This window comes from Plantibacter elymi (nom. nud.) (assembly GCF_900177795.1).
Taxonomy (GTDB): Bacteria; Actinomycetota; Actinomycetes; order Actinomycetales; family Microbacteriaceae; genus Plantibacter; species Plantibacter elymi.
Map to the genome: position 1 here is coordinate 909,366 of NZ_FXWJ01000002.1, position 13,552 is coordinate 922,917.

Below are 13,552 nucleotides of genomic sequence, written 5' to 3' on the forward strand. Positions count from 1 at the left end.
TGAGAATATCGGAACAGAGTACTACTTCTGCAGCACCCGCTTGAAATGCCTGGTAGCGCCTATGACACCGAGCGAGACCAGGCTACCAGTTCCGAGGAGGAGCGCCAGTGGCAGCGAGCCGTAGAGCAGGGTGCTCGGTGTCGGGAGGAACGGGTTGGCCCGCACCTCGACGGCCTCGTTCTCCGGGATCGCCGGGGGTATCGGCTCCGGTGTCGGCGACGGCTGCTCGGCACCCGGATCGGGGTCGGGGACCTGCGGAGCCCGCCGGTAGAGCGTGATCCAGTCCGACAGTTGCTGCTCCGGCGATGTTGACGCGGGACCGACGGACGCGCTGACCGCCTTCGCCGCGTCGATGAGTCCTGCACCGTAGATGGGGCTCTGTGCGGAGTCGCCCACCTGCTTCGCCGTTGCCGTCACGCGCTTGATGGCGTCGGCGGCGCTGAGCTCCGGCCAGGCGGAGCGGACGAGGGCCACGAGTCCGGAGACGATCGGCGCCGCCCCGCTCGTCCCTTGCCACTGCACGTAGGACCCGGCGGGCGTCACCCCGACGAGTTGCTCGCTCGGCGCAGCGACGGCGATCGTGATGCCCTGGCTCGAGGCGTCGAAGCTCGCCGACCCCGTGCGGTCCACACCGGCGACGGTCAGCACACCCGGGATCGTCGCCGGAGCACCGACCTCGACCGTCCCGCTCCCCCGGTTGCCTGCTGCAGCCACCACGACGACGTCGTGTGAGAAGGCGTAGAGGAAGGCGTCGTCCCAGCTCGTCGGCCAGTCGAGGCTGTTGCGCGTCAGCGACATGTTGATGACGTCGGCACCGTTGTCCACCGCCCACCGGACGGCGCTCGCGATCTGATCGTCCCAGGGGACGACCGCAGACCCGTCGGAGCCGAACCCGACCGAGACGGAGAGCAGGCGCGCCTCGGGTGCCACGCCGATGACCCCGGCACCGCCCGTACGACCACGACCGGCGATCATCGAGGCGACCAACGTTCCGTGCTCACTCCCCTCGGACCCGACCGGCGTCCGGCCGTCGGGACTCCCGAGCCCGGAGACGTCGACGCCACCCGCGACCGCACCGGTCAACTCCGCCGGACCGCTCGCGATGCCGGTGTCGATCACGGCGACGGTGACACCGGCGCCCTTCGTCGTCTCCCACGCCGTCGTGAAGCCGTAGTCGCCGAGCCAGTACTGCATGTCGCGCACCGTGTCCGCCGATGCCGGGAGCGCCTGCGTCCCCACGAGCAGGAACGCCAGGAGCACCGCGGACAGCGCCGACAGCGCACCTCGGAGGCCGCGCGGACGACGACGGTCTCCGCGTCGCGGTCCGTCACTCCCCCACATGCGACCCCCGTCGCGTGCGGGGCCTATCCCTGCCCCGCCTGGCCGTCCGCGCATGCGCACACCTCGGGGCTCCAGCTCGCGCGGTCGAGCGCGAGGTCGCCGATGGGGTTGACGCCCGGACCAGCCGCGAGGGCGTGGCCGACGAGCGCGTGGAGGCACTTGACCCGGACCGGCATACCGCCGGCGGAGATCCCGTCGATCTCGGCGACCTCGGCGATGGAGGTGCGGTCGGCGAGGTAGGCCTCGTGCGCGGTGGCGTAGCCGGCGCGGACCGCTTCGTCCTCGGCCAGGAGCTCGTTGTACTCGTTCATCACCTGGGTCGCCTCGAGCGAGGAGACCGCGGCCGTGGCCGCCGGGTGGGTCAGGTAGTAGAACGTGGGGAACGGCGTGCCGTCGGCCAGGCGAGGAGCGGTGGAGACGACCGTCGGGGCGCCGCAGACACAGCGCGCCGCGATGCCGACGACGTTTCGGGCCGGGCGTCCCAGCTGCGCCGACACGATCTCGACGTCGCGCTCGGAGACGGGGCCGAAGGGAGGGGTGCTCATGGTTCCATTATCGCCGGGTTCACCACCGCGTCCGGACGTCAGCCGCCGGCGGGCGGCGTCGTCTGCGCGGGAGCGGGGGTCTCCGTCGCGACCGGGGCCGGCGAGTAGCCGGTGGCGACGAGCGAGGACAGCAGGCCGTCGAGCCAGTCGGACTGCGAGTCGACGAGCGTGTCGCTCACGGGTGTGTCGGTGGTGGGCAGCGAGGCAGGGTCGACGTCGTTGATGATGATGTAGCTGACCTCACCGGGCAGGGCGTAGAACAGACGGTCGCGCGCCTGCGTCATGACGTAACTCTGGTCGTTCCAGCGCTCGCGTTCGGCCTGCTGCGCGTCCACCTTCTTCTGGGTGTCGGCGACACCGGCCTCCAGCGCGGTGATCTGCTGCCGCTGCTCGAGGAAGGTCTTGAGGTTGGGCGCAAGGACGACGACGCCGAGCACGAGGATGCCGAGGAGCAGGACGCTGAACCCGGACAGTCGCAGACTCCGCAACCAGCCGCCGGCGTCCGACTGGCGTGCCGGGGCGGTCCGTGTCGAGCCGGTCCGGGAGCGCGGCGCCGAGGAACCGGTCGACGCGGATCGCGGAGCTTTCGTCGTCGATCGTGGGGCCGTGCCTGCGGAGCGTGCGGGCTTCGCCGTGGCTCCTGCCGGGCGCTTGGACGACGAGGAGGCACGCTTGGAGGAGGTATTCGCGGAGCTCGACCGGGGCTTCGACGTCGGTCGCTGCTTCGACGAGCCGGAGGACGAGGAGGACGATGCTCCGCTGCCGGACGGCGTGGGCCTCGACTCGCCGCCGGCCGGCATCGATGGCTTCTTCACAGGCGCCTCCCGCACACGACGAAGGCTCTCAGGGGTGCCGATCGGCACCCCTGAGAGCCTTCAGGTGACGATGCTTAGGCGGTGAACCGGGGGAAGGCGCTGCGGCCGGCGTAGACGGCTGCCTGGCCCAGCTCCTCTTCGATCCTCAGCAACTGATTGTACTTCGCGACCCGCTCGCTGCGCGCAGGCGCACCGGTCTTGATCTGGCCCGCGTTCGTGGCGACCGCGAGGTCGGCGATCGTGGTGTCCTCGGTCTCGCCGGAGCGGTGCGACAGGATCGTCGTGTAGCCGGAGCGCTGTGCGAGGGAGACCGCGTCGAGCGTCTCGGTGAGCGTCCCGATCTGGTTGACCTTGACGAGCAGCGAGTTCGCCGCCCCCTTGGCGATGCCGTCGGCGAGACGCTTCGGGTTCGTGACGAACAGGTCGTCGCCGACGATCTGGACCTTGGAGCCGAGCTCGGGGGTGAGGTGCGCGTAGCCTGCCCAGTCGTCCTCGGCCAGCGGGTCCTCGATGGTGATGAGCGGGTAGTTCGCGACGAGGTCGGCGTAGTACGCGGTCATCTCGGTGCTGTTGAGCGCCTTGCCCTCGAACTGGTACGCACCCTCCTTGTAGAACTCGCTGGAGGCGACGTCGAGGCCGAGCGCGATGTCGGTTCCGACCGTGAAGCCGGCCTGCTCGATGGCCTCGACGATGAAGTCGAGGGCAGCACGGTTGTGCTCGAAGTCAGGGGCGAAGCCACCCTCGTCGCCGAGGCCGGTTGCGAAGCCCTTCGACTTCAGCAGGCCCTTGAGCGTGTGGTACGTCTCGGTGCCCCAACGGAGCGCCTCACGGAAGCTCGGAGCGCCGATCGGGAGGATCATGAACTCCTGGATGTCGACGCCGGTGTCGGCGTGCGAGCCACCGTTGATGATGTTCATCATCGGGACCGGGAGGACGTGGGCGTTGGCGCCGCCGACGTAGCGGTAGAGCGACAGGTCTGCGGAGTCCGCAGCGGCACGGGCGACCGCGAGGCTCGCACCGAGGATCGCGTTCGCGCCCAGGCGGCTCTTGTTCTCGGTGCCGTCGAGCTCGATCATGGTGTGGTCGACGAGGCGCTGGTCGTCCGCCTCGATGCCCTCGAGTGCCGGGCCGATCTCGTCGAGGACGGCGTCGACCGCCTTCTCGACACCCTTGCCGAGGTAACGCGCGGCATCGCCGTCACGCAGCTCGTACGCTTCGAACGCACCGGTCGATGCGCCGGACGGGACTGCTGCACGGCTGACCGTGCCGTCTTCCAGGAGCACCTCGACCTCGACGGTCGGGTTGCCTCGGGAGTCGAGAATTTCGCGAGCGCCTACTGCCTCGATGAGTGCCACTGATGTTCTCCTTGTGGGGATTGGGACGTGGGACGGGTACGACGGCCGCCCGCGCTCAGTCTAGTGACATCGGCTGAACGGGCGCAGAGCCGCGGATCGTCGCCCGAGGCGCGCGGTCAGCGGTCGAGCCGGAAGCTCGACACGATGCCGTGGTGGTCGCTGCCCTCGGCGTCGCCGACGGCGTTGTGGGTCGCGGTCATGCCGCGGACGAAGACGTGGTCGAGTCGCATGAGCGGTGTCCCGGCCGGCCAGGTGAGTCCGAAGCCGCCCTCGCTCTGGTTGGGCTCCGAGACCTCGCTCTGGAGTGCGGCGAGCGCCCGGTCGGAGGCGGAGGCGTTGAAGTCGCCCATGACGACGATCCGATCGCGGGTGTTCGCCGCGACGGTGTCGGCCAACTCCGTGAGCATCACGTCCCGCTCGGCGTGCGCGCCCGGACGCGCGGAATCGGCGTGGATCACGTAGACGCTCACGGCCCCGGACGGGGTGTCGACGACGGCGTTGATCGCCCGGTACCAGTCGAGGCCGAGCTTCAGCCCGACCGAGTCGGCGATCGGATAGCGGCTCCAGAGCCCCACCGTCCCCGTGAGCACGGAGTACGGGTACTGCTCGTCGAGCGTGGCGGCGAGCGGTTCGCGGTCGTGGTCCTCGATCTCCTGGAGCGCGATGAGATCCGCCCCACTGGCCTGGAGGGAAGCCGCGATGACCGAGGGATCGCCCTCCGGCCCGAGGTTCTGGCTGGCGACCGTGAGGGAGGCCCCGGCGGGGACAGCCGAGCGTGCGTCACCCATCGGGAGGACGCCGGGACCGAACAGGAAGGCCCAGACGAGCGTCGGCGCGAGGAGACCGATGACGGCGCCCGGCGTGCGGGCGACGAGGAGGACGAGGAAGAGCACCGGCAGCACGACCCACGTCCACGGCAGGGCGTTGTCCCAGACGAGCCCGAGGCCGAGGATGTCGGGGACGAGGGCGTGGGCGGCCGTCAGCAGGGCGAGCGGGACGCCGATGGCCAGCGCGAGCGTGGTCGCCCGGCGCCGCACCATGCTCACCCGGCGGCGCGGCGAGCCCGTCGACTCCGGGGGGCGCTGCGGGCGCGCTGCAGGGGCCATGACGCTCATCGGGGGAACCAGTTCTTCGATCGGGGGCAGAGCGGACGGATCGCTCGTGGGAGGCGATCCGGCCGAATGTTCCATCCTGCACCGACGAGCTGGGCAGCGGCTCGGAAGCGCGCCGCGGAGCGGAAAGCGGGTGGGCGAATCGTCAGTCGAGCGGTTTGAACTCGAGCGACTCGAGCGTCGAGTCGGCCGACACGAACGCGAAAGCACCGAAGCCGGCCGCCGACACGCGGTCGAGGAGGGCCTTGACGTTCTTCACGCGGGCTTCGAGGCGCACCCGACGCCCCTGGGCGACGAGCTTGGCCTTCAACGCCACGAGCGTCACCGGAGGCACGTCCCGGTCGTGCACGAGCACGACGGCATCCGCGGCCGCACCGGCGGGGAGTTCGATGAGGTCGACGATGCGCTCGAAGCCGATCGAGAACCCGACCGCCGGGACGTCCTGGCCGAGGAAGCGCCCGATCATGCCGTCGTAGCGACCGCCGCCGCCGAGCGAGTACCCGAGGTCGGGGTGCGCGATCTCGAAGATGGCGCCGGTGTAATACCCCATGCCCCGCACCAGGAAGGGATCGAACACGAGCGGGTTCGCGAAGGGGTCGGCCGGCTGACCCTGGAGGGAGGTGGCCGCGGCGACAGCCTTCCCGAGTGCGTCCAGCTCCGCGACGACGGCGTCGTCGGCACCGATCGGCAGCGCCTTGCGGATAGCCCGCTCGCCGAAGGTGTTGAACTCCATCGTCTGCGGACGGGAGAAGAAGGCCTCGAGCGCGTCGACGGCGGTGGCGTCGACGCCACGGTCGCGCAGTTCGGCGACCACGCCCTGCTGACCGATCTTGTCGAGCTTGTCGATCGTGATGAGCACCTGCGCGTGCTCATCGGCGGGGAAACCAAGCGACTCGAGCATGCCGATGAGGAGTCGGCGGTCGTTGATCCGCACGCTGCAGCCGGTGATGCCGAGCTCGGCGAGGGCCCCAAGGGTCGCGATGATGAGCTCGGTCTCGGCGAGGTTCGACGACTCTCCGATGATGTCGATGTCGCACTGCACGAACTGGCGGTACCGGCCCTGCTGCGGACGTTCGCCGCGCCAGACCGGAGCGATCTGGATCGAGCGGAACACCGGCGGGAGCTCAGCCCGGTGCGTCGCGTAGAACCTGGCGAGCGGCACGGTGAGGTCGAAGCGGAGGCCGAGGTCGGTGAGTTCGGTCTGGTTGTCGGCTGCGGCCACGATGGCCTCCGGGGTGAGCTTGCGCCGGAGGATGTTGAACGCCATCTTCTCGTTGTCGCCGCCGAGGCCGGAGTGCAGCCGGTCGTACTCCTCGACCACGGGCGTCTCGATCTCGTCGAAGCCGTGTGCAGTGAAGACGCGACGGATGGTGCCCAGCGCGTGCTCCCGACGGGCCTTGTCGGCGGGGAGGAAATCGCGCATGCCGCGCGGCGGGTTCACTGGAGCTGCCATGCCTCAATTCTGGCATGGCGGGGAACCGGCACCGTGAGCAGGCGCCCGGCGACCCCTCGCTCAGTCGTCGGTCGGAGACGCCACCGGACGCTCGGCGTCCTGCACTCGCGCGCTCAACCGACGGACGGCACCCCGGAGCGCCCGTTCCGCGTCGAGCCCGTTCGCCCGTGCTGCCGCCACGACGGCGAGGAGCTGCTCCCCCAGCGCGTCCTCGTCGTCCATGACATCGGCGTCGACCGTCGGCCCCACTCCGAACGGCACGGCCCTGCCCAGCACCTTGTCGGCGAGGGCGAGCGACGGCATCCCCTGCGGGATCCCCTCGAGCGCGCTGCTCCGCTTCGCCTTCTCCTCGGCCTTCGCGGCGTTCCAGACGCGCACGACGTCCTCCGGGGTCGGAGCCGCCTCGTCGCCGAAGACGTGTGGATGACGGTGGACCATCTTGCGGGTGACGGCCTCGGCGACGTCGTCGAAGTCGAACGGCGCATCGGCGTCACGGGAAGCGATCTCCGCATGGAAGACGACCTGCCACAGCACGTCGCCGAGTTCCTCGACGAGCTCGTCGCGCGTCCCGGCCTCGACCGCTTCGACGAGCTCGTAGCTCTCCTCGATGAGGTACGGCACGAGCATGTCGTGGTCGATGCCCTGCGTCCAGACGCAGCGGTCGCGGATCTGCCGCATGGCGTCGACGAGGCGCTCACCGGAGGTGTCGCCGACGGGTTCGCTGCTCACCGACGGGCTCCCCACGAGCGGCGGTCGTCGGTGCTGCCGGTCTTCGAGATCAGTCGCGCGATCCGGTCGCGCGCTTCGGTGAAGGGTGGGTACACGAGCGACAGCGTGTCCGGGGACAGCGGCTTGGAGAACACCGCCTTCGCGTGACTGAACGTGTCGAAGGAATGGCGACCGTGGTACGCGCCCATTCCGCTGGCCCCGACACCGCCGAACGGCAGACCCGGCACGAGGAGGTGCGCGGCCGGCACGCCGAACGCCAGCGCGCCCGAGGAGGTGTCGCGTGTGAACCGCTTCCGCGTGGCGCGGTCGTCACTGAAGACGTAGAGCGCGAGCGGCTTCTCCCCCGCCCGGATGTGCGCGATGGCCTGTTCGAGCCCGGACACGTGGAGGATCGGCAGGATCGGACCGAAGATCTCCTCCTGCATGATCGACGCTGAAGCGTCGACGCCGTTCACGACCGTCGGGGCGATGTACCGCTCCGAGGCGTCGACCTCGCCGCCGAGGGCCGGCTCGAGACCGTCGAGCAGACCGCTGACCCGGGCGAAGTGCTTGTCGGAGATGATGCGGCCGTAGTCGGCGCTGCCGGCGGGGTCCGGTCCGTAGAGCGCCGCGATCGCGTCGCGCAGGTACGGGACGAGCCGATCGGCGACCGAGCGCGTCGCGAGCACGTAGTCGGGAGCGACGCAGGTCTGGCCGGCGTTCATGAGCTTGCCCCAGACGATCCGGCGGGCCGCGTCCGCGAGGTCCACGGTGTCGTCGACGTACACCGGTGACTTCCCGCCGAGTTCCAGGGTGATCGGGGTCAGATGCTCCGCCGCTGCCCGGGCGACGACCTTGCCCACGGTGGCGCCACCCGTGTAGAAGATGTGGTCGAACCGCTCGGCGAGGAGGGCGGTGGCGACCTCCGCATCGCCCTCGACCACCGCGACGGCACGGTCGTCGAGGTACTCCGGGAGGAGTCGCGCGAGTGCGGCGCTCGTTGCGGGGGCGAGCTCGCTGGGCTTCAGGAGGACGGCGTCACCCGCGGCGAGCGCCCCGATGACGGGACCGATGCAGAGCTGGACCGGATAGTTCCACGGGCCGATGACGAGGACCACGCCGACCGGTTCCGCCACGACCGATGCAGACGCCGGGGCGAGGGTGAGTGGCACCGCGACGCGTCGGGGCCGCACCCACCGCTTGAGGTGCTTGAGCGTGTGATCGATCTCGCCGACGAGGAGGCCGATCTCGGTGATCTGCGCCTCGGTGCCGCTCTTACCCAGGTCGGTCGCCAGCGCCCGCTCGAGCTCGCCGCCGCGTTCGAGGAGCAGTTGCTTCAGCGCACGGAGTTGGCGGAGCCGCCAGGCGACGGGCTTCGTGGTGCCGCGGTCGAAGGTCTGTCGGAGACGGGCCACGGTGTCGGCCACGACGACCTTCGGCTCCTGCTTCGTCCGGATGCTGGTCGCCATGGGTTCCTCCGACTCGACGGGATCGTGGGCACCAGCATACGTCCGTCCGCAGACCGACGGCCCGGCTCGGCGACCGGCTACCGGCCGCTCGGAGTCGCGAGGAAGCGGTCGACGTCCGCCGCGATCTCGCGGGACTTCGTGTGGTGCAGGTAGTGGTCGGCATCGAGCGGCACGACCTCGCCTCGATCGACGCTCGCAGCCTGCTCCTCATGGAGCGGCAGCCACCCTTCCACCGTCGGGTTGTCCCGCTGGGCGAAGAGCAGCACCGGGAGGTCTACGGGGAAGGTCTTCCCCTTCGCCGCACGGAAGTTCGCCGCGATGCGCGACATCTCGTCCGAGGACGTCGCACTCGAGGTGTTGCGCAGCGAGATCATCCCGAGTTGCTCACGTGTGTGCTGGTCGTACGGCGGATCCGGGTACGGGTCGCCCGACAGCGCCGTGACGACCCGGGTGATGCCGAGTGCCTTCGCCGCACGCAGGGCGTCGACCGGCAGCGCGGCGTCCATACCCGGCTGGTCGGGCACACTGCTGTCGATGCCGACGAACGCCGTCACCTCGTCGCGGAACCGCTCGACGTAGTCCAGCGCGTAGATCCCCGCGATGGAGTGTCCCATCAGCACGTACCGGTCGATGCCGAGCCCGGCGACCGCCTCGTGGATCTCGGAGACGATGTTCTCGGTCGTGCGCGGCACGTCGGTCTGGTCGCTGAGCCCGTAGCCGAAGGGCTCGACCACGACCACCCGGTAGGAGGACGAGAGCTCCCCGACGAGCGGCGAGAAGTCGAGCACGGGCGAACCGGTGCCGAAGCCGGGCAGCAGGACGATCGTCTGGTCGCCCTCCCCCGTCACCGACACGTTCATGCGTTTACCGTCGACCTCGACCCGCTGCCCGTACTCCTCGATGCGCGTGGCCTCGGAAGCCGATGCGGCGGTGTTGACGATGGTGGTCGTGAGGAGCCCGGCGAGCACGAGCGCGACGAGCGCCACGACCCCGGTGAGGACGATGCGGAGGAACTTCTTCATCCCTCCACGCTAGGGATGGACGACGACCGTCGGATCGGCCGCGGGTACCGACGATGTCGTCCCGCAGGCCCATCTGCGGCTGCCCGTTAGGACGACGTCGAGCCCTCCGGCAGCGGGTAGATCGCGTTCAGGAACTGCTGCACCCAGGCGATGAGGTCGGTGTCGGCCAGCGGTTCGTCGCCGACGCGCGGCAACGGCACGATGACGGTGTTCGTCTGGGCCAGGTACTTCGCGCCGGGATACATGCGGCGCAGCCGCGTCTGGATGGAGTCGGGGAGGTCCGCAGGCGTGACCCGCAGGTTCGGTCCGACGGCGATGAGGTCGCTGAGTCCCGAGCGCTGCGCACGCTGACGGAGCCGCGACACGGCGATGAGCGTGCTCACCTGCGCCGGCGGCTCGCCGTAGCGGTCGGTGAGTTCGTCGATCACGAGGTCGATCTGGCCGTCCTTGGCCGCAGGTCCGGACGCGGCCGACAGCTTCTGGTAAGCCTCCAGCCGCAGCCGCTCGCTGTCGACGTACTCCTCGGGGATGTGTGCGTCGACGGGCAGTTCGAGCCGGAGCTCGGTCTGCCCTTCGGCGACGTCGCCACGGAAGGTGGACACGGCCTCGCCGATCATGCGGAGATAGAGGTCGAAGCCGACGCCCGCGATATGGCCGGCCTGCTCGCCCCCGAGCATGTTGCCGGCGCCACGGATCTCGAGGTCCTTCAGGGCGACCTGCATGCCGCTGCCGAGCTCGTTGTTCGCCGCGATCGTCGAGAGCCGGTCGTGGGCGGTCTCGGAGAGCGGCTTGTGCTCGTCGTACAGGAAGTACGCGTAGGCGCGCTCGCGGCCGCGACCGACACGACCCCGCAGCTGGTGCAGCTGGCTCAGGCCGTACTTGTCGGCGCGGTCGATGATGATCGTGTTCGCGTTCGAGATGTCGAGGCCGGTCTCGATGATCGTCGTACAGACGAGGACGTCGAAACGGCGCTCCCAGAAGTCGACCACGACCTGTTCGAGCGCGGCCTCGCCGAGCTGCCCGTGGGCGATGGCGATGCGCGCCTCGGGGACGAGCTCCGCGAGGTCTGCCGCGACGCGGCTGATGGACGAGACCCGGTTGTGCACGAAGAAGATCTGGCCTTCGCGCAGGAGCTCGCGCCGGATCGCCGCGCCGACCTGCTTGCCGTTGTACGGACCGACGAAGGACAGGATCGGGTGGCGGTCCTCCGGTGGCGTCGCGAGCGTGGACATCTCCCGGATGCCGGTGACCGCCATCTCGAGCGTGCGCGGGATCGGGGTCGCGCTCATGGCCAGGATGTCGACGTTCGTCTTCAGCTTCTTGAGGGCGTCCTTGTGCTCGACGCCGAACCGCTGCTCCTCGTCGATGATGACGAGGCCGAGGTCCTTGAAGTGCACCTTGTCGGTCAGCAGACGGTGCGTCCCGATGATGACGTCGACCGTGCCGTCGGCGAGTCCGGCGAGCGCCTCCCGCGCCTCCTTGTCGGACTGGAACCGGCTGAGCGGCCGCAGGTGCACGGGGAACCCGGCGAACCGCTCCTGGAAGGTCTCGAAATGCTGCTTGACGAGCAGGGTGGTCGGCACGAGCATCGCGACCTGCTTGCCGTCCTGGACGGCCTTGAACGCGGCACGGACGGCGACCTCGGTCTTCCCGAACCCCACGTCGCCGGAGAGGAGGCGGTCCATCGGGATCTCGCGCTCCATGTCGGCCTTGACCTCGTCGATGGTCTGCAGCTGGTCGGGGGTCTCCGCGAACGGGAACGCCTCCTCGAGCTCGCGCTGCCACGGGGTGTCGGGACCGAAGGCGTGCCCCTTCGACGCCATGCGCGCCGAGTAGAGCTTGACCAGCTCGACGGCGATGTCGCGGACGGCCTTGCGCGCCTTGCTCTTCGCCTGCGACCAGTCGCTGCCGCCCATCTTGCTGAGCTGCGGAGCCTCGCCACCGACGTAGCGGGTAAGGAGGTCGAGCTGGTCCGTGGGGACCAGCAGCTTGTCGCCCGGGTAGCCGCGCTTGGAGGGTGCGTACTCGAGTACGAGGTACTCGCGGGTGCTCTTCACCGGGTTGCGTCCACCGCTCGAGACCTCGCGCTGGGTCATCTCGACGAACTTGCCGATGCCGTGGGTCTGGTGCACGACGAAGTCGCCGGACCGGAGCTGCATCGGGTCGACGACGTTCTTGCGTCTGGTGGCGAGCTTCTTGACCAGGCGCGAGTCGTACCCGGCGGTGCGTCCGTAGAACTCGGTCTCGCCGAGCAGCATGAGCTTCGACGTCTCGAGTTCGAAGCCGCCCTCGACGTCGGCCTGCAGCAGGTAGGCGACGCCGGGCTCCGGATCGGCCGGCAGCTCGTCGACCATGCGTGCGGCGATCTCGTGCTCGGCGAGGACGTCCGCCGCGCGCTCGACGAGACCGACCCCGCGGGCGGCGACGACGACCGTCCACCCCTCGCGGATGCGGTCGGCGACGTGTTCGATGGCGCCCTCGACGTTGCCGTGGAAGCTCGGCACGGTGTCGCCGTCGACCGTGACGGTGAGGAGCTCGTCGAGTTCGAGGTGCTCCGGGAGCGTCTCGACGTCGGGGCCGGCGCGGAAGCCGCTGAACGTCCACCACGGGTGGTCGGGCGCCGGCTGGCCGGGAGCGCTGAAGGTGACGGACTCCTTCAGGGCGCCCAGCGAGATGAAGTCGCCGGAGGCGAGGTCGATCGGCGCGTTCGCGCCGACGGTCGCGGCGCTCCATGCGGCGGCGAGGAACTCGCGGTTCGTCTCGGCGAGGCTGATCGACCTCGTGACGACGCGCTCCGGTGAGACGACGGCGACCGCCGCTCCATCCGGCAGGTAGTGGGTGATCGGGACGAGGCGGTCGACGAGGGCCGGGGAGAGCGACTCCATGCCCTCCACCGCGATGCCCTCCGCGATCTTCTCGAGGATGCCGGTGAGGCTCGGGAACTCGTGCTGCATCTCTGCGGCGCGCTGCCGGACAGCCGGGCTGAGGAGCAGCTCCCGAGAGGGCGGCAGGCGGATCGCGTCGACCGGCTCGGGCAGTGAGCGCTGGTCGGCGACCGAGAACGCCCGGATGCCGTCGACCTCGTCGCCGAAGAACTCGACGCGGTACGGGTGGTCGGCGACCGGCGGGAAGACGTCGAGGATGCCACCGCGCAACGCGAACTCGCCACGCCGCGACACCATGTCGACCCGGGTGTACGCGAGTTCGACGAGGCGCAGCGCGATCGCGGCGAGGTCGTGTCCGCGACCGCCCTGGACGAGCTCGATCGGAGCGGTCTCGGTGAGGTTGTCGGCCACGGGTTGCAGCGCGGCGCGCACCGAGGCGACGAGGAGGAACGGCCGCTCCCCCGTCCAGGCGCCGAGCCGCCGCAGCGCCTCCAGGCGTCGGCCGACGATCTCGGCGCTCGGGCTGAGGCGCTCGTGCGGCAGAGTCTCCCAGGCCGGGAACTCGACGATCTCGGCCTCGGGCATGAGGTCGCTGAGCGCGGAGCGGAGCCGCTCGGAGTCGCGGCCGGTCGCGGTGACGACGAGGGCCGCCTGGGCGGCCCCCTGCCGACCACGCTCGTCCATGAGCGCCGCGAGGAGCGGTGCACGCAGCCCGTCGATCACGGAGAAGTCCGCGCTCTTGCCCGCGTACGCGAGGGCATCGTCGATCGTTGCGGCGCGCCGAAGCGCGTGAGTCAAACCCTGAAGCGTCACCGGGACAGCCTACGCCGAGCCACCGACACCCATG

General features: G+C 70.1%; 11 protein-coding genes. 1 reads left to right on the forward strand and 10 read right to left on the reverse strand.

Annotated features, from left to right (window positions below):
* Positions 1 to 21: 21 nt before the first annotated feature.
* Genes CCK91_RS09190 through CCK91_RS19640 form a run of 3 tightly spaced genes read right to left on the reverse strand, consistent with a single transcriptional unit; the run spans position 22 to position 2,374 of the window.
* Positions 22 to 1,341 carry a S8 family serine peptidase gene (locus CCK91_RS09190; RefSeq protein ID WP_086473715.1) on the reverse strand — a complete coding sequence of 440 codons (1,320 nt, stop codon included), beginning with the start codon at positions 1,339 to 1,341 and terminating at the stop codon, positions 22 to 24.
* A gap of 23 nt (positions 1,342 to 1,364) precedes the next feature.
* Positions 1,365 to 1,886, reverse strand: a complete 522-nt coding sequence (locus tag CCK91_RS09195) for a DUF501 domain-containing protein (protein ID WP_086473716.1) — start codon at positions 1,884 to 1,886, stop codon at positions 1,365 to 1,367.
* A gap of 38 nt (positions 1,887 to 1,924) precedes the next feature.
* Positions 1,925 to 2,374, reverse strand: a complete 450-nt coding sequence (locus CCK91_RS19640; RefSeq protein ID WP_165767011.1) for a septum formation initiator family protein — start codon at positions 2,372 to 2,374, stop codon at positions 1,925 to 1,927.
* A gap of 163 nt (positions 2,375 to 2,537) precedes the next feature.
* Between CCK91_RS19640 and CCK91_RS19645 the strand changes: the two genes are divergently transcribed.
* Complete coding sequence (locus CCK91_RS19645) at positions 2,538 to 2,786, forward strand: hypothetical protein (protein WP_165767012.1); 249 nt, start codon at positions 2,538 to 2,540, stop codon at positions 2,784 to 2,786.
* Here CCK91_RS19645 and eno read toward each other — a convergent pair.
* From eno to mfd, 7 genes are all read right to left on the reverse strand, one after another.
* On the reverse strand, positions 2,776 to 4,056 hold the full coding sequence (gene eno, locus CCK91_RS09205; RefSeq protein WP_056007454.1) for a phosphopyruvate hydratase: 1,281 nt from the start codon (positions 4,054 to 4,056) through the stop codon (positions 2,776 to 2,778). The genes CCK91_RS19645 and eno overlap by 11 nt on opposite strands.
* A gap of 116 nt (positions 4,057 to 4,172) precedes the next feature.
* Positions 4,173 to 5,162, reverse strand: coding sequence for an endonuclease/exonuclease/phosphatase family protein (locus CCK91_RS09210; protein WP_165767013.1), 990 nt, complete (start codon positions 5,160 to 5,162; stop codon positions 4,173 to 4,175).
* Positions 5,163 to 5,313: 151 nt separating this feature from the next.
* A complete protein-coding gene (hisS, locus tag CCK91_RS09215) occupies positions 5,314 to 6,621 on the reverse strand; it encodes a histidine--tRNA ligase (protein WP_086473719.1) in 1,308 nt (435 codons plus the stop codon).
* Between the two features lie 60 nt (positions 6,622 to 6,681).
* Positions 6,682 to 7,350, reverse strand: a complete 669-nt coding sequence (locus tag CCK91_RS09220) for a MazG family protein (protein WP_242664484.1) — start codon at positions 7,348 to 7,350, stop codon at positions 6,682 to 6,684.
* The gene (locus tag CCK91_RS09225) at positions 7,347 to 8,798 is read right to left on the reverse strand and encodes an aldehyde dehydrogenase family protein (protein WP_086473720.1); all 1,452 of its coding nucleotides are present in this window, start codon (positions 8,796 to 8,798) and stop codon (positions 7,347 to 7,349) included. Before CCK91_RS09225 ends, CCK91_RS09220 begins: the two co-directional genes overlap by 4 nt.
* A gap of 77 nt (positions 8,799 to 8,875) precedes the next feature.
* Complete coding sequence (locus CCK91_RS09230) at positions 8,876 to 9,820, reverse strand: alpha/beta fold hydrolase (protein WP_086473721.1); 945 nt, start codon at positions 9,818 to 9,820, stop codon at positions 8,876 to 8,878.
* Positions 9,821 to 9,906: 86 nt separating this feature from the next.
* Positions 9,907 to 13,518: a transcription-repair coupling factor gene (mfd, locus tag CCK91_RS09235; RefSeq protein WP_086473722.1), complete on the reverse strand. Its 3,612-nt coding sequence runs from the start codon at positions 13,516 to 13,518 to the stop codon at positions 9,907 to 9,909.
* Between the last annotated feature and the right edge of the window lie 34 nt (positions 13,519 to 13,552).

Excerpts from the sequence above, each read along its gene's own strand:
- CCK91_RS09190 (WP_086473715.1), bottom strand. The coding sequence starts at position 1,341 with ATGTGGGGGAGTGACGGACCGCGACGCGGAGACCGTCGTCGTCCGCGC.
- CCK91_RS09195 (WP_086473716.1), bottom strand. The coding sequence starts at position 1,886 with ATGAGCACCCCTCCCTTCGGCCCCGTCTCCGAGCGCGACGTCGAGATC.
- CCK91_RS09210 (WP_165767013.1), bottom strand. The coding sequence starts at position 5,162 with ATGGCCCCTGCAGCGCGCCCGCAGCGCCCCCCGGAGTCGACGGGCTCG.
- hisS (WP_086473719.1), bottom strand. The coding sequence starts at position 6,621 with ATGGCAGCTCCAGTGAACCCGCCGCGCGGCATGCGCGATTTCCTCCCC.
- CCK91_RS09225 (WP_086473720.1), bottom strand. The coding sequence starts at position 8,798 with ATGGCGACCAGCATCCGGACGAAGCAGGAGCCGAAGGTCGTCGTGGCC.
- CCK91_RS09230 (WP_086473721.1), bottom strand. The coding sequence starts at position 9,820 with ATGAAGAAGTTCCTCCGCATCGTCCTCACCGGGGTCGTGGCGCTCGTC.